The following is a 14,949-nucleotide window of genomic DNA, read 5'->3' as shown; positions in this document are numbered from 1 at the left end:
CCTGAGTCTTCATGAGTAACCGCACATGCGTACCAACGACAAGGTCACGGGTGTGGTGACGGCAGCCTTCGGGGCTGCCGTCATATATGCCTCCCTCGACTTGAAGAACCTGCCGCGCCAGGAATATGGGGCCGGTACCTTTCCCACGGTCATCGGCGCACTGCTGATGCTGTTCGGAGCCATCCTGCTCGTCCGTGGGCTGCGCAATCGTGAAGTCTGGTTTGCCTGGCAGCACCCTGTGCCGCTGATCACCTTCATCATGACATTGGCGGCCATCTGCGCCTCCATCGTGGCCTATATCTACCTGACGCCAGTCATCGGTTTCCCGGTGGTGTCCTTCGTGCTGCTCACGTTGCTGCTCTATGCCTTCCATCATCGTCGCTGGTTGCCTGCCGGTGGTATCGCGCTGGTGGCCACGGGAGTGATCTGGGAAGTCTTCGGCCAATTGCTGCACGTTCCGCTTGAGCTGGGCCTGCTGGAAAAGGTGATCTACTGATGAGTGACTTACTGCAAGCCGCCACGATGGTGTTTACGTGGGAAGTGATGCTGATCATTCTGGCCGCCTCCCTCTTCGGGCTCTTCATGGGCGCCATCCCCGGCCTGACGGCCACCATGGCCACGGCACTGCTGGTGCCGGTCACCTTCTTCATGGAGCCGCTGCCGGCCATCGCCGCCATCGTGTCCGCGACTGCCATGGCCATCGTGGCCGGCGACATTCCCGGGGCGTTATTGAGGATTCCCGGCACACCGGCCTCGGCGGTCTATACCGAGGAAGCCTATGCGATGGGCAAGCAGGGCAAGGTCGGGCTGGCACTGGGGCTGAACGTGACCTGCTCGATGATCGGTGGGGTGATCGGGGTGCTGATCCTGGCCTTCTTCGCGCCGCGCATTGCCGAGTTCGCCATCCAGTTCACCAGTGACGAATATTTCTGGCTGGCGCTGCTGGGGCTTTCCTGCGCGATCCTCGTCTCCGGCAGTGACCCGCTCAAGGGCGGGATCTCGATGCTGGCGGGTCTGGTCATCGCGATGGTGGGCATGGACAGCGTCTCGGGTCAGATGCGTTTCACCTTCGGCAACTATGACCTGCTGGCCGGTATCTCCATTCTGCCGGTGCTGATCGGACTGTTCGCGATTTCCGAGCTGATCCGTCGCATGCCGGAAACCCGCAATGCCGCGCCGCTGGTGCCGCCCGTCATCAAGCGTCCCTTCGAAGGCGTTGGCGCAGCGCTCTGGAAATACAAGGGCGGTGTCCTTCGCGGCGGTGCCCTGGGGACCGTGATCGGGGCCTTGCCGGGCGCCGGTGCCGATATCGCGTCCTGGATCAGCTACGCCGTGAGCCGCAAGCTCTCCAGGACTCCGGAGAAGTTCGGCAAGGGGCATCCAGAAGGCCTGGTCTCGGCCAGTTCCGCCAACAATGCCTCGTTGTCCGGGGCCTATATTCCGGCACTGGTCTTCGGGATCCCGGGGGATACGGTCACGGCGATCATCATCGGCGTCCTGATGACCAAGGGCATCACGCCGGGTCCTGACGTCTTCGTCGACCAGGCACCGTTGGTCAATGCCATCTTCATGGTCTTCGTGCTGGCCAATCTGCTGCTGTTGCCGCTGGGCTTCATGGCGATCCGTGGGGCGCGACACATCCTGTCGATTCCCACCGGTATCCTGTTCCCGCTGATCCTGATGTTCTGCATCGTCGGGGCGTTCGCAGCCAACAATGCGATGTTCGATATCTGGATCATGCTCGGTATCGGCCTGGTGGGCTTCTTCATGGCCGAGAACGACTTCCCGGTCGGGCCGATGATTCTGGCGGTGATTCTGGGGCCGATCGTCGAGAGCAACTTCATGCGCTCGATTCTCAAGTCCAATGGGGATCTGACGGCCTTCGTGGATCGCCCCATCGCCATGGTGCTGGCGATTGCCGCAGTGGCGGTCTGGACCATGATCATCGTCAACGGGGTGAAAGCAGGGCGTCGAGTACCGCAGACACCGGCATCGGAACTCCCTCAGGATGCCTGAGTGAGATGACGCGTCGGATCGAGAGGGACTTGCGGGGGAGCACCCATTGAGGGGGCTGCCCCGTAGCCTTTCCTCATGCGGCAGGGTTTCCGGTAGAATCGCACACCATCTGACATGCCTGAAGGTGGACCAAGAGTGATGAGAAAGGGCGACATGACACGATGAGTGACGCAGCCAAGCATTCACTGTCGTTGGTGGTCTACGAGAAGATACTCGCCGCCATCATCAGCGGTGACTATCCCGTCAACAAGAAGCTGCCGACCGAGGCGCGCCTCTGCGAGCTGTATGAGGTATCCCGCCCGGTACTGCGGGATGCCCTGGCGCGTCTGCGCGAGGACAATCTCGTCGTGTCGCGGCGAGGGTCTGGCAGTTTCGTCATCAATCGGCCTGACAGTGCCGTGCTCGAGTTCGCACGGATCTCCAGCATCGCCGACATACAACGCTGCTTCGAGTTTCGCACCAATGTCGAGGCCAGTGCGGCGGGCCTCGCCGCGCAGCGGCGCACGCCAGAGCAGCTGGAGCACATACGTCAGCGTTTCGAGGCCATCAATCAGGCCAACCTCAATCATGATCGCGCCTCCGAGGAAGACTTCGAGTTCCACCTCGCGATTACCGAAGCCGCCAGCAATCACTACTACGCCACCGTGCTGCGTTCGCTGAATCAGAGCATCAAGGAAGGCATGAACTTGACGCGCGGTCTGTCACTGCGTGCCTCCGAGGAGCGCCTGCGGATCGTCCAGGATGAGCATCAGGCGATCATCGATGCGATCGCCGGCAAGGATTCACCCGCCGCGGAAAGCGCCATGCGTGCCCATCTCGAGGGGGCGCGTCGGCGTATGTTCGAGGGGGTGCACACGCCCTAGTCTCACAGGGGGCGGGCGCTCCACCTGCCATTTCAGCTCCACGACAATGCCTCTGATCATTCCCGGTCAGAGGCATTGTCGTCTCTGGAGCGCAATGCTGTCCCCGTGATGGCTGCGCTCGTCACTCGTCTGCCAGCCAGCGCCGTGCGACCGCGAAGGCGCGTGGCAGGTTGCGGCACCAGGTCAGCTCTCCCGTGCGCTTGCGAATGCCGGCCCGGCGCAGCTTGACGATCAGATGGCTGGGGAGCCCCGACAGGACCAGCGCCACGTGCTGGTGGCGCATGTCATCGATCAGTGACTGCAGAGCGACGATGGCCGTGCCGTCCATGCTGGGTACATCGGCCATGTCGAGAATCACGATCTGGACCTTGTCATCGACCAGGCGCAGCGAGGTCAGTGCCTTTTCCGCCACGCCGAAGAACAGGGGGCCGTCGATGTCATAGAGCGCAATCGCTCGGGTGTCTTCTCCCCGGGCATGCGTCTGGCGTGGAGGATCGCTCTCTGGCGCATCGTTCTCTGGCGTGTCTGTCTCTGGCATGTCAATGATCTGACGGGTCTGGGTGAGCTGCATCATGCGGCGGATGAACAGCGCCGCCGCCAGGCCGATGCCAACCGCCACCGCCAGTACCATGTTGAACAGCACGGTAAGGCCGAAGCAGATCAACAGGATCGCCACGTCACCGCCGGGGGCAGAGCGCAAGGTATGCACGAAGTGACGAGCCTCGCTCATGTTCCAGGCGACGATGAACAGCAAGGCGGCCAGTGTGGCCATCGGCACTTTCCCCAGCAGTTCCGCCAGCGCGATCACCGCCAGTAGCACCACCGCGGAATGCACCACGGCGGCCAGCGGTGAGCGGGCACCACACCGGATGTTGGTGGCCGTGCGAGCGATGGCGGCGGTGGCGGTGATGCCTCCGAACAGCGGCGCCACCAGGTTGCCCAGCCCCTGGCCGATCAGTTCGGCATCCGGATCATGGCGTGTCCTGGTCAGTCCATCAGACACGACCGAGCACAGCAGGGATTCGATGGCGCCCAGCATGGCGATGGCGATGGCAGGCCCCAGCAATGCGCGGATCAGGGTGAAATCCAGTGGCAGTGGATATCCGTCCGCTCCGGGCAGGTGCCAGGGGGCCAGAAATGCCGGGGCAATCGGAGGGATGCCATTGCCACTGTCGTTCAGCGTTTCCCAGCTGAAGCGTGAGGCAATGGTCTGCACCAGCATTTCATGTGAGTCATCGCCCAGGCCGTGATTGACGGCGTAGGCGGCAAGTGCCCCGACCAACAGGCCCACCAGCGGCGCGGGAATCGGGAGGTGAAGTCGCGGCCATAGCAGCATGACCACCAGCGAAAAGACCCCGATGGACAGTTCGAAAGGATTCAGTGTCGGCAGGGCGGCCAGAATCTGACCGACGTTCTCCACGAAGTGCTCGCCGAGCTGACCGACACTCAGCCCCAGGAAGTCAGGCACCTGCAAGACAGCGATCACGACGGCGATACCCGCGGTAAAGCCCAGCACGACGGGATAGGGCACGAACTGGATGAGTCGCCCCATGCGCGCCAGCCCCAGCATGACCAGTATGGCGCCCGCCATCATGGTGGCGATCAGCAGGCCACCGAGCCCGTACTGCTGAACGATGGGGAACAGGATCACCACGAAGGCCGCTGTCGGGCCGGAGACGTTGACGCGTGAGCCGCCCGTGATGGCAATGATCGCCCCCGCGACGATGGCCGTGTACAAGCCATGCTGTGGTGCGACGCCGGCGGCGATGGCCAGTGCCATGGACAGCGGCACCGCCACGGTGCCGATGGTCAGCCCGGCCAGGATATCCTGGCGGAGATCGGTGAGGCCGTAGCCTGAGTGCCAGGCGGAGCGCAGGCCGGTGGCGATGCGGGGGAGGCGCATGGGAGAGCGCTTGGGGGTCATGGTGGTGGGTCCTCGCGGAGGGAGACGCTACGCTGACTCTGGTGCTGGCGTGTCAGGGCATGGCGTGACATGTCCGAACACGACGAATGCATCAGGCAGCAGCAGGGCGGGCGTCCTGGACTGTCTGCCCTGTCATGACGATCTCATGATAAAGAGATGGTAAAAACATTAACATGTCATTGGCATGTTCGTCATCCGCCCCCCAGTGTCAGGGGGGCTGGCCTGTCGGGATTGGCTTGTCTGTACCGGACCCTCGGTATTACCATCAGATGTTAATGGTTTCGGGAGAGCCGAGGATGGAAAAGAAGACCGCACGTCTGACCCTGATGATTGACCCCCACAAGAAGCAGGCCTTCGAGCAACTGTGTGCCACGCAGGACCAGACGCCCTCTCAGGTCGTTCGTCAGTTGATCCGCGAGTATCTGCAGGCACATGGTGTCGAGTACGCCTCCCAGCCCGGGCGTCCGCAACCGCCATCTTCCTGAAAGAACGGGTGTGAAGGGCGTTCTGGCAAGCCGTGACTTGGTCTTCGCTGAAGTGGCCTGTGCTGACAAGCTCTGCGCTGACAAGCTCTGCGCTGACGCAAGAGACAAGAAGCCCCTGACAGGCGAACCTGTCAGGGGCTTTCACGTTCATGGGCCAGGCCATTCACCCAGCTCTCTCAGATAGGCGAGATCATTGGCAGAACCTGACCGGTGACAGGCTGCGCGCGTAGCCCGGCAGGGGCTCGCCTGCCACCATCCGGGCCACGATATCCCCTGTCTCGGCCGAGAGTGTCAGGCCCAGATGGCCGTGCCCGTAAGCGAGAAGCAGGCCGGGGCAGCCAGGCATTTCGCCCACTACCGGCAGGCCATCGGGGGTGGAGTGGCGCACCCCCATCCAGTGGCGGGCGACGTCGAGGGGCTGACCGAAGAGTGTCTCGCCCCATTGTGTGAGGGCTTGCCAGCGCTGTGGCGAGGCGGGGCGCGACGGCGCACAGAACTCGGTGGTGCCCGCCAGGCGAATGCCTTCCGCCATTGGCGAGGCGTAGAAGTGATGCGCCAGCCAGCCTACCGGGCGTGAGAGTGGCAGCTGGGTGGCGAGTTCGATGTGATAGCCGCGCTCACTGACCACCGGCAGACGCTTGCCGAGTCCCGCCAGCAGCGTATTGCTCGCGATACCGGCGCAGATCACCACATGCGGGACCTCGTGGGAGGTGGTGGCGGTGTCGATGCGCCAACCACCACTGGTCAGCGGCGTGAGGGCGTCGACCTGCTGCGCCGTCCACTCAAGGCCACCGTCTTGCAGCTGTACGAAGAGTTGGTGGCTGAGTGACAGCGGGCTGGTGAGGTGGCGGGTGTCAGGGAAGAACAGGCCGCCTGCCAGCCCCTTCGGGTTGAGCGACGGTTCCATGTCCCGCAGCTGGCTCGCGCCCAGCGCCTGACATTCGACCCCGTCACGGCGCTTGGCCTGGGCCATCGTCTCCAGCGCTGCCGGGGTGATGGCGGTGTCGCGCTGGATCTGCAGGCAGCCTGTCTGGCTGGCCAGCGCAGTGGTGGCTTTGGTCTGCAGGTCATCGATCAGGGCATGCTGACGTTCGACGGCATTGGCCAGCAAGGCAATCAGATCTGCCTTGTGGCGCTGGAAATTGGTGGGCGTTGCCGCCTTGAGGAAACGCCAGCCGAAGTCCGCCAGGGCGGGGGTGTGGCGCAGGGCGATGGCAAGGGAGGGCTGCCTGCTCAGCAGGTGGCCCGGCAGCTGGCGCAGTGTGTCGCCGCTGGCCATCGGCGAGGTGGCGTAGTTGGCGATCAGACCGGCGTTGCCGAAGGAGGTGCCTTCACCGACGGGATTCGGGTCATACAAATGAACGTGATAGCCACGTGCCTGCAAGGCGCGGCAGGTCGCCAGGCCGATGATGCCGGCGCCGATGACGGCAATGCTGTCGTGGCTCGACACTCGGGCGGCGGGGGATTGCGGGGTCATCGCGCGTACTCTCTTTGCCGGTCATGCCGGGCGGATTGCCCGACATGATCAGCGTGATGAAGACGGTGTGAGGGTCGTGACAGGGCCATGACAGAGCTTGGAAAGCCTTGGTCGAGCGGCACAGACCCTGCCGATGGCTCAGTTGTCGCGGTAGAACTTCCAGGAGGCGATGGCGATGACCACGGCGGTGAGGATGCTCAGCAGACAGATGGTGTAGAGAGTGAATCCGAACATGGTCAGGTCCTCAGGAGTGGGTGGGCTGGATCGGGGCGTTCTTGCCGTTGTGGTCTGGCGCCGCGTTCAAGAACTGGTAGACGAGAGTGAAGACCACGATATTGACGATGACGCCAGCAATCAGTGGGGTGAGCCCGGTGAGGGCTTCCAGTTCCAGGCCACTCCATTTCCACATGCTGGTGGCCAGGGCGCCGGCGATCATCGCGGCCACACCAGCACGCTTGCAGCGAATCCTGAACAGCACGGCGAAGATGAACGGCAGCAGGATGGTCGGCGCCCACAGGGCGTAGCTCAGCAGCAGCGCATCGATGATCGAGGTGGCGTAAAGCGCGAACACGATGGCGCCCAGGCCGATGGCCAGATTGACGCCGCGCTCGATCCACAGCTGTTGCTTGCCGGACATGGCGGGGTTGATGAAGGGCTTGTAGATGTCGGTGACGAAGATGACCGCTGCCGAGTTCAGATAGGAATCCGCCGTTGACATCACCACCGCCAGCAGTGAGGCCAGCACCAGCCCGGTCAGCCCCAGCGGCAGAGCGTCGCGGATCAGTTCCGGCATGGCCTGATCCGGCGAGATCTGCGGATAGAGCACCAGCGCGATCAAGCCGATGGTGGAGCTGACGGCATAGAACAGCAGACCGAAACCACCGGCCAGCGAGTAGCCGATCCTGGCATGACGGGAATCCGGTGCGGACAGGGCGCGCTGGGTGTAGGGCGGGACGAGGGTCTCGCCAAGCAGGAAGGCGATGAAGATGCTGAGGAACATCGGCGGCGTGTAATCGCCCATGAGGCTGAAGTGCTCGCTGGGGAGCGCGGCGATCAAGGCCTCGGGGCCACCGATCTTGTCGAGCCCGACGATCATGGTGATGGGCAGGAAGACCGCTAGCATCACGAACTGCACCACGTCAGTCTGGATCACGGCCCACATGCCGCCGGCCGTGGAGTACACCAGTACCACTGCCATGCCAATCAGGATTCCGGTGCTGATCTCGATGCCCAGGATGGCATTGAAGACGGTGCCGATGGCCAGCGCCTGGGCGCCGAGGATGCCGATGCAGAAGATCAGCGAGAAGATGCCGGTCAACAGGCGAGCGCTGCGACCATAGTGATGCGCCATGATGTCACCGACCGTCTGTGCCCCTGCATAACGCTTGAGGCGTGGCGCGATGTAGAGGCCCGCGATGATGGTGGCGATGGGGAAGGCGGAGGCCGCGAACATGAAGGCGTAGCCTTCGTCGAAGGCCTTGCCGGCGCGACCCATCGAGGCACCCCCGCCGAGGAAGGAAGCGGCGAGCGTGGCGAACAGCACCGGCCAGATGATCTTGTTGCCGGCGACGGCGAAGTCGGCACTGCTGGACGTCTTCCTGGCACTGCGATAGCCGATATACAGCAAGATGGCGAAATACAGCAGTAGCCCCATGAGGTCGATCGTGTGCATTGTCTGTGGCCCTTTGTTGTTGGTTATGAGGGTCTGGTCAGCTTCCTCCCGCTGGGGGTATAAGCACAACTAAAGGCTGTCTATTAAGTCATAAGAACAATTTAGAGCCTATTCACGAGAGGCTAGTCTTGAGCGTCCAGTCCCAAGCGTCCATTCTCGAAGCCCAAGCGTCCATTCTCGAACGCCAGGCACGAGGGCCTTGCCACGAGAGTCCCGTCACGAGAGCCCAGTTGTCATGAAACTCAGACATAACCTGCGTCAGTTGCAGATCTTCCAGGAAGTGGTGCGCACGGGCAGTCTCTCCCAGGCAGCGCGTCGGCTTGGCTTGACGCAACCGGCGGTGAGCACGGCGATCGCCAATCTGGAGAGTGACGTCGGGTTTCTGCTCTTTCGGCGTAACCACTATGGCACCCAGTTGACACCGGAAGCCGTCCATCTGGCGGAGGGTGTCGACAAGGTGCTGGCATCGGTGGGGCATCTGGATGAACTGACGGATGGTCTGCGTGATGGTCACGCCGGCAAGCTCACCGTGGCCTCGATGCCGGGGCTTTCGCCGACGGTGATGCCTCGAGTGATGTCACGCTATCTTGCCGACTTCCCCAGGAGTCGTCTGTCGCTGCAGACGTTCAGTTCACGCAAGATCGCCGAGTGGGTCGCCGAGGGCCAGTTTGACCTCGGGGTCATCGAGGCAGACGCCGCGGTCGAGGAGCTGGTGCTGGAGGAGTATCAGCTCTGCATGGCACTGGCCGTGCCTGTCATGCATCCGCTGGCGCAACGCGAGGTCTTGTTCCCACAGGATCTGGCCGGGGAAACCATCATCACGCTGGATCAGCACCATCAGAGTACCTTGAAGCTAGCGCGTGCCTTTCAGCAGGCAGGCATGACGCTGCAGGCAAGCATCGAGACGCATCTGTTTCCCTCGGTCGCGATGCTTGTCAATGAAGGGATAGGCATTGCCTTGATCGATCCGGTGACGGCGGAGGCGATGCTGGCGCGGCGCGATTGCCAGCTGCGCGTGGTGCCATTCGCGCCGACCATCAACCTGGACGTCGCGTTGGTCACCTCGCGCTTTCATCCCGTCTCGCGTCAGGGGCAGCGCTTCATGCCCTATCTGACGGCGGAGCTTGCTGCCTGGCAGCAGCGCTCGAAGGAGCGTTATGCCGTGACGATGCCGTGACGATGCCGGAGGATGGCGAGGATGCCGCCCCCATGGTGTGAAGCCACTCATGATGGGTCACCGTCACGGACCTGGTCATCTCCCTCGGCGATACTGCCGACAACAATACCCTCGCCAAATAAGCACCAAGGCCCCACCGCTGATGGGCGGTGGGGCCTTGGTTGCCGTTTCAGGCGTGACCGAAGGGTCAGGGTCGCAGAGCCCTCATTCCAGACTCGCCCCATAGCCGAAGCTGGCGGCCGGTTCGGCGGCGGTCTCGACCCACACGCTCTTCACTTCGCTGTATTCGCGCAGCGCATCCAGCCCGGAGGAGCGGCCATAGCCACTCTCGCCGTAGCCCCCGAAGGGCGAGCTGACGTGAATGGTCTTGTAGCCATTGACCCAGAAGGTACCCGCGCGCACCTGACGCGCCACGCGGTGGGCGCGCCCGACATCACGCGTCCAGACGGCACCGGCCAGCCCGAAGCGACTGTCATTGGCGATGCGGATGGCGTCGGCTTCCTCCTCGAACGGTATGGCGACCACGACCGGGCCGAAGATCTCCTCCTGCGCGCAGCTCATGGCGTTGTCGCCCAGCAGCACCGTCGGCGCGACATGATAGCCGCCGGTGTCCGGGATGGGGTCTGCTGAGCCATCCGCCAGGCGCGCGCCGTCTTCGATGGCCCCGGCAAGCATCGACATCACATGCTGGTATTGCTTGGCGTTGTTGATCGGGCCGATCTGGGTCGCCGGGTCCTGCGGATCACCGAGCGTGAATTGCGTGGCAGCCTCGGCCAGCGCGCTGGTGAACTTCTCGTAGATCGAGGCCTGTACCAGCAGGCGCGAACCCGACACGCAGCTCTGACCAGCGCCGGAGAAGATGGCCGCCTGAGCGCCGCGCAGTGCCACCTCGAGATCGGCATCCTCGAAGACGATATTGGCCGACTTGCCGCCCAGCTCCAGCACGCAGGGAATGCAGCGCTGCGCCGCGGCGGTGGCGATATGGCGGCCAGTCGCGGGGGAGCCGACGAACACCACCTTGCGGATATCGCCCTCGGCGATGAATGCCTGGCCAATGGTATGGCCGTAGCCTGCGATGACGTTGACCAGCCCACGCGGCACGCCGGCGCGCTCGATCAACACACCGAGTGCCAGCGAGGACAGCGCCGTCAGCTCCGAGGGCTTGAGAATCACCGCATTGCCGGCGGTGATGGCCGGGGCGATCTGCCAGCCGGCGGTGAAGATCGGCGCGTTCCACGGCGTGATCTGCAGCACGGTGCCCAGCGGCTCATAGGTCACGTAGTTGAGGTGTGAAGTCGGGACCGGAATCACCTCGCCGTGCAGCTTGTCCGCCCAGCCCGCGTAGTACTCGAACATCTCGGCGACCTTGGCCACCTCGACACGCGCATCGCGAATCGGCTTGTTGGCGCTCAGCGCCTCGAGTTCAGCCAGTGTCTCGGCCTGCTCACGAATCAGGCTGCCTATCTGGTAGATGACGCGCCCACGCGCCTGGGCGGTCATGGCAGCCCACTGCGGTTGCGCCTGGCGCGTGGCGGCATTGGCCAGCGCGACCTGAGACGCATCGGCATCCGGGAAGGACAGCATCAGACTGTCATCATGGGCGTTGCGTACCTCGATGGCGTCACCCGTGCCGGTGACGAACTCTCCGCCGATCAGGCTGCTGACGACAAAACTGTCGTCATGAGATTGGCTGCTGCTCTGAAACGCCTGCATCAATTCGGCGATGCGCTGAGCAATCGGGGAGGTCGGGGTCATGTGTTGGGTCGGCATGGCTTATGCTCCGTGGCCAAAGAGGGTCGAGTCAGTGCGTTGCACGATGGCGCAGAAGTCTTCGCTGTCATCCAGGCTCGCGCGGCTCTCGTCCCAGAGCTGCGCCACGGCGTTGGCAAGGGGGAGCTCCAGTCCAAGCGCTGCTGCCAGATCACTGGCCAGCCCGACATCCTTGCGCATCAGGCCCATGGTGAAGCCGGAATCGTAGGCCTTGTTGATCACCCAGCTGGGGAACATCACCTGGCTTGCACCACTGCGTCCCGAGCCCGCATTCACGCCTTCCAGCAATTTCTCTGGGGAGACACCCGCCCTGGCGGCCATGGAGACGGCTTCCGCCGTGCTGATCAGATGGCAGGCCGCCAGCATGTTGTTGGCAATCTTGGCGACGTTGCCCGCCCCGCAACCGCCGACGTGCACGCGGCTGCCGCTCATGGCTTCCAGCACCGGCATGGCGCGTGCCAGCACTTCCTCCTCGGCACCGATCACCATCGACATGCTGCCACTCGCCGCGCCCTTGGGGCCGCCGGATACCGGGGCGTCGATGAAGTCGATACCACGAGTCGCCAGCGCAGCCGCCACCTTGCGGCTGGTCTCGGGAGTCGAGGTGGTGGTGTCGATCACGATCAGGCCGGGCTTGCCCAGCGTCAGGAGACGGGTGGTGTCTTGATTCTCTTCCTGTGTGCCTTCCTTGCCCAGGCATAGCTGCTCTACATGCTCTGCCTTGGGCAGCGAGAGGATCACGATATCGATCGTGTCCAGCAGCTCTGCCAGTGAACTGACCGGTGTGACACCTGCCGCGGCAGCCTTGTCACGCGCAGCCTGTGAGAGATCGAATCCGAAGACGGGGAAGTCATGGCGAGCAAGCGTTGCGGCCATGCCGCCACCCATGTTGCCCAGTCCGATGACACCGACGGTTGTTGTCATTGTGTGATTCCTGTCGTGGTGAAAGGGGGATGGTCATCCGGTGACTCGAGTATGGACAGCGCTTCTGTGTTCCAGCAATAATCCGAAATTCACTTTAATGTTGCCTTCAAGGCAATGCTGGGGGCGTGATGAGTCTGGTGCAGGAACGACGTATCAGTCATTTCCACGAGGCCGCCAGACTGGGCAGCGTGCGGGCAGCGGCGGATTTCCTGAATGTGGCACCGTCTGCGGTCAGCCGACAGATCACCCAGCTGGAGCATGAGCTGGGCATGCCGCTGCTTGAGCGTCATCGACGTGGGGTCAAGCCGACGGAAGCCGGCGAGCGGGTGCTGGAGTACTACCGTCAGCGTCTGGCGCAGCAGGAGGTGCTGCTGGAGTCGTTGCAATCATTGAAGGGGCTGCAGAGTGGCTCATTGGTACTGGCCATCGGTGAGGGCTTCATCGAGGGACTGGCAGGGCCCTTGAGCCGTTTTTCCGCGCGTTATCCGGGCATCGAGCTCAAGGTGAATCTATGTGGCAGCAATGAGGTGATCCGTCAGGTCGTCGAAGACGAGGCGCATCTGGGGCTGGTGTTCCATCCGGCAAGCGATCCAAGGATTCGCGCGCACGTCTCGCGCCCTCAGCCGGTGTGCGCGGTGGTCAATCCGGCGCATCCTCTGGCGCGTCAGGCGACGGCGGCTGTGCCCGAGCCATTGTCGCTGGCGGCGCTCGACGGATATGCCCTGGCGCTGCCGGAGGTGTCGTTCGGCATTCGCCAGATCGTCGCGCAGGCGGAGCATCAGGCCGGGGTGATGCTGAGCCCGACGCTCACCTGCAACGCGCTGGCGATGCTCAAGCAGTTCGCGCTGCAGGGCGGCGTGACCCTGCTGCCAGATTTCGTGGTCAGTGAAGAAGTGGCAGCGGGCAGGCTATCTCGGCTGTCGCTTCAGGAAGCGCCTTTCATCACGCCGCATGTGCAACTGATCAGTCGACTGGGCCGGCAACTGAGCGTCGGTGCCGATCGACTGCTTGGCCTGCTGCGCGAGGACATGACGGCCTTCAATGCGCCGGAGGTAGGCTCAGTCGGTCAATCGCGCTGACGGTGTAGGATTCAGCACCGGGTCGGCGCGCAGACGCTCGGCGGCAAGATCCAGGAAGGTGCGTACCTTGGCCACTGCGCCACGACCCTCGCTGTGCAACAGGTGGATCGGTAGCGGCAGTGGTTCGAGCTCCTCCAGTACGGCCTGCAGGCGGCCCTCGGCAAGATCCTCGCCGACCTGATACGAGAGCACGCGGGTGATGCCCCAGCCACTGTGTGCCGCCTCGATGCAGGCAGCAATGCTGCTCATCGTTAGCCGTGGGCTTACGCGTACAGAGTGTTCTCCCTCACGGCCGAAACGCCACTCCTTGCCGTTGTTCAGTGTGCTTGAAGCAATGACGCGTTGTGTGGTCAACGCCTCCAATGAGGTGGGAATGCCTTCGCGGGCGAAATAGGCCGGTGAGCCGCATACGACTCGTCGCACACTGCCTACACGGAGTGCCGAGAGCCCCGAAGAGGGCAGTGAGCCGATGCGCACGGCGATATCGAAGCCTTCCTCGATCATGTTGACTACGCGGTCCACCATCACTACTTCGGCGCGCATCTCGGGATAGTGCTCCAGATACTCCATCAGCAGCGGCATCACGTGAATGCGACCGAACTCGGTGGGGCAGGTGACGCGCAATACGCCGGTAGGGCGAGTTGCGGCGCCGCTGACGCCATCCTCCGCTGCCTGAAGCTCCGCCAGGATGCGCCGTGCATCCGCCAGATACCGCTCGCCGATCTCGGTCAGGCGCACGCGCCGTGTGGTGCGCGTGAAAAGGCGCGCACCCAGGCGGGCTTCCAGAGCATTGATGCCGCGTGTCACTGAGGGAGCACTCATGCCCAGCGCGCGGCTGCCTGCCGCGAAGCTTTCGGTATCCGCCACGGCCACGAAGACCTCCAGTGTCTGCAGTCGGTCCATTGCTGGCTCCTGTTCACGGCGATTATTGTCATCGGATGGAATAATGAATTGTGTTTGGTGAGGATTCTAGCGCCATGGCGGGGAGAGTACCGTGGAGATGCGCCTATCCAATATGTGTCTGATCCCCCCAATCGCTGGAGTCGATGCCATGTCTGCAAATCTTCCACGTCATCCCTTGCCACCGTTCACCCCGGAAAGTGCTGCTCAGAAGGTGCGTCTCGCCGAAGACGGCTGGAACAGTCGCAATCCCCAGCAGGTTGCGCTGGCGTATTCCCCGGATACCTGTTGGCGCAATCGGGCCGAATTCGTGACCGGGCGTGATGAGGTCGTGGCCTTCCTGACTCGCAAGTGGGCAAGCGAGCTTGAGTACCGCCTGATCAAGGAACTGTGGGCGACGACAGACGACCGCATTGCCGTGCGTTATGCCTACGAGTACCACAACGACAGCGGCCAGTGGTTCCGCGCCTACGGCAATGAAAACTGGCAGTTTGATGAGCAGGGCCTGATGACCCACCGCCACGCAAGCATCAATGAACATCCGATTGCTGAAAGCGAGCGACAGTTCCATTGGCCGCTCGGGCGGCGCCCCGATGACCACCCGGGGTTGAGCGATTTCGGCTTCTGATTCGTCATCGCCAGTCACGTTTCCTGCAGCGCAC

At 63.1% G+C, this 14,949-nt stretch carries 13 protein-coding genes; 7 read left to right on the top strand and 6 right to left on the bottom strand.

Going from position 1 to position 14,949, the window contains the following annotated elements; all coding sequences use genetic code 11:
• The first annotated feature begins 25 nt into the window (after positions 1 to 25).
• The 3 genes from HXS65_RS13675 to HXS65_RS13665 all read left to right on the top strand — a co-directional run bounded on the left by HXS65_RS13675 (position 26) and on the right by HXS65_RS13665 (position 2,879).
• Positions 26 to 496, top strand: coding sequence for a tripartite tricarboxylate transporter TctB family protein (locus HXS65_RS13675; RefSeq protein WP_084208377.1), 471 nt, complete (start codon positions 26 to 28; stop codon positions 494 to 496).
• On the top strand, positions 496 to 2,016 hold the full coding sequence (locus HXS65_RS13670) for a tripartite tricarboxylate transporter permease (protein ID WP_255304521.1): 1,521 nt from the start codon (positions 496 to 498) through the stop codon (positions 2,014 to 2,016). Before HXS65_RS13675 ends, HXS65_RS13670 begins: the two co-directional genes overlap by 1 nt.
• Positions 2,017 to 2,177: 161 nt before the next feature.
• Positions 2,178 to 2,879: a FadR/GntR family transcriptional regulator gene (locus tag HXS65_RS13665; protein WP_077377578.1), complete on the top strand. Its 702-nt coding sequence runs from the start codon at positions 2,178 to 2,180 to the stop codon at positions 2,877 to 2,879.
• 121 nt (positions 2,880 to 3,000) lie between these two features.
• Here HXS65_RS13665 and dauA read toward each other — a convergent pair whose 3' ends face one another.
• Positions 3,001 to 4,803 carry a C4-dicarboxylic acid transporter DauA gene (gene dauA, locus HXS65_RS13660; protein WP_176494164.1) on the bottom strand — a complete coding sequence of 601 codons (1,803 nt, stop codon included), beginning with the start codon at positions 4,801 to 4,803 and terminating at the stop codon, positions 3,001 to 3,003.
• Positions 4,804 to 5,099: 296 nt separating this feature from the next.
• Here dauA and HXS65_RS13655 point away from each other — a divergent pair, with 296 nt between their 5' ends.
• On the top strand, positions 5,100 to 5,288 hold the full coding sequence (locus HXS65_RS13655) for a CopG family transcriptional regulator (protein WP_084208379.1): 189 nt from the start codon (positions 5,100 to 5,102) through the stop codon (positions 5,286 to 5,288).
• A 190-nt stretch (positions 5,289 to 5,478) separates the two neighbouring features.
• Here the strand turns inward: HXS65_RS13655 and HXS65_RS13650 are convergent, their stop codons facing one another.
• Together HXS65_RS13650 and HXS65_RS13645 are read right to left on the bottom strand one after the other, a co-directional pair.
• Positions 5,479 to 6,765 (bottom strand): FAD-dependent oxidoreductase, encoded by a 1,287-nt coding sequence (locus HXS65_RS13650; RefSeq protein WP_176494163.1) that lies wholly within the window; start codon positions 6,763 to 6,765, stop codon positions 5,479 to 5,481.
• 244 nt (positions 6,766 to 7,009) lie between these two features.
• Positions 7,010 to 8,419 carry a sodium:solute symporter gene (locus tag HXS65_RS13645; protein ID WP_164850293.1) on the bottom strand — a complete coding sequence of 470 codons (1,410 nt, stop codon included), beginning with the start codon at positions 8,417 to 8,419 and terminating at the stop codon, positions 7,010 to 7,012.
• A gap of 253 nt (positions 8,420 to 8,672) precedes the next feature.
• Between HXS65_RS13645 and HXS65_RS13640 the strand changes: the two genes are divergently transcribed.
• Positions 8,673 to 9,614, top strand: coding sequence for a LysR family transcriptional regulator (locus HXS65_RS13640; RefSeq protein ID WP_176494162.1), 942 nt, complete (start codon positions 8,673 to 8,675; stop codon positions 9,612 to 9,614).
• 204 nt (positions 9,615 to 9,818) lie between these two features.
• Here the strand turns inward: HXS65_RS13640 and HXS65_RS13635 are convergent, their stop codons facing one another.
• Both HXS65_RS13635 and HXS65_RS13630 read right to left on the bottom strand, forming a co-directional pair.
• On the bottom strand, positions 9,819 to 11,384 hold the full coding sequence (locus tag HXS65_RS13635; protein ID WP_255304520.1) for an aldehyde dehydrogenase family protein: 1,566 nt from the start codon (positions 11,382 to 11,384) through the stop codon (positions 9,819 to 9,821).
• 3 nt (positions 11,385 to 11,387) lie between these two features.
• Positions 11,388 to 12,308, bottom strand: coding sequence for an NAD(P)-dependent oxidoreductase (locus HXS65_RS13630; protein WP_176494161.1), 921 nt, complete (start codon positions 12,306 to 12,308; stop codon positions 11,388 to 11,390).
• A 128-nt stretch (positions 12,309 to 12,436) separates the two neighbouring features.
• Here HXS65_RS13630 and HXS65_RS13625 point away from each other — a divergent pair, with 128 nt between their 5' ends.
• The gene (locus HXS65_RS13625; protein WP_176494160.1) at positions 12,437 to 13,387 is read left to right on the top strand and encodes a LysR family transcriptional regulator; all 951 of its coding nucleotides are present in this window, start codon (positions 12,437 to 12,439) and stop codon (positions 13,385 to 13,387) included.
• Here the strand turns inward: HXS65_RS13625 and HXS65_RS13620 are convergent.
• Complete coding sequence (locus tag HXS65_RS13620) at positions 13,367 to 14,290, bottom strand: LysR substrate-binding domain-containing protein (protein WP_176494159.1); 924 nt, start codon at positions 14,288 to 14,290, stop codon at positions 13,367 to 13,369. The genes HXS65_RS13625 and HXS65_RS13620 overlap by 21 nt on opposite strands.
• 148 nt (positions 14,291 to 14,438) lie before the next feature.
• Between HXS65_RS13620 and HXS65_RS13615 the strand changes: the two genes are divergently transcribed.
• A complete protein-coding gene (locus HXS65_RS13615) occupies positions 14,439 to 14,915 on the top strand; it encodes a nuclear transport factor 2 family protein (protein WP_176494158.1) in 477 nt (158 codons plus the stop codon).
• Positions 14,916 to 14,949: the final 34 nt, after the last annotated feature.

This window comes from Cobetia sp. 5-25-4-2 (assembly GCF_013374075.1).
Taxonomy (GTDB): domain Bacteria; phylum Pseudomonadota; class Gammaproteobacteria; order Pseudomonadales; family Halomonadaceae; genus Cobetia; species Cobetia marina.
Note: the sequence above shows the minus strand (reverse complement) of the source record. Positions and strands in the feature narration are given on the sequence as shown.

Bases quoted from the DNA above. Each gene is read 5' to 3' on its own strand.
- HXS65_RS13625 (WP_176494160.1), top strand. From the start codon at position 12,437: ATGAGTCTGGTGCAGGAACGACGTATCAGTCATTTCCACGAGGCCGCC.
- HXS65_RS13675 (WP_084208377.1), top strand. From the start codon at position 26: ATGCGTACCAACGACAAGGTCACGGGTGTGGTGACGGCAGCCTTCGGG.
- HXS65_RS13665 (WP_077377578.1), top strand. From the start codon at position 2,178: ATGAGTGACGCAGCCAAGCATTCACTGTCGTTGGTGGTCTACGAGAAG.
- HXS65_RS13645 (WP_164850293.1), bottom strand. From the start codon at position 8,419: ATGGGGCTACTGCTGTATTTCGCCATCTTGCTGTATATCGGCTATCGC.
- HXS65_RS13615 (WP_176494158.1), top strand. From the start codon at position 14,439: ATGTCTGCAAATCTTCCACGTCATCCCTTGCCACCGTTCACCCCGGAA.
- HXS65_RS13650 (WP_176494163.1), bottom strand. From the start codon at position 6,765: ATGACCCCGCAATCCCCCGCCGCCCGAGTGTCGAGCCACGACAGCATT.
- HXS65_RS13635 (WP_255304520.1), bottom strand. From the start codon at position 11,384: ATGCCGACCCAACACATGACCCCGACCTCCCCGATTGCTCAGCGCATC.
- dauA (WP_176494164.1), bottom strand. From the start codon at position 4,803: ATGACCCCCAAGCGCTCTCCCATGCGCCTCCCCCGCATCGCCACCGGC.
- HXS65_RS13655 (WP_084208379.1), top strand. From the start codon at position 5,100: ATGGAAAAGAAGACCGCACGTCTGACCCTGATGATTGACCCCCACAAG.
- HXS65_RS13620 (WP_176494159.1), bottom strand. From the start codon at position 14,290: ATGGACCGACTGCAGACACTGGAGGTCTTCGTGGCCGTGGCGGATACC.
- HXS65_RS13630 (WP_176494161.1), bottom strand. From the start codon at position 12,308: ATGACAACAACCGTCGGTGTCATCGGACTGGGCAACATGGGTGGCGGC.
- HXS65_RS13670 (WP_255304521.1), top strand. From the start codon at position 496: ATGAGTGACTTACTGCAAGCCGCCACGATGGTGTTTACGTGGGAAGTG.
- HXS65_RS13640 (WP_176494162.1), top strand. From the start codon at position 8,673: ATGAAACTCAGACATAACCTGCGTCAGTTGCAGATCTTCCAGGAAGTG.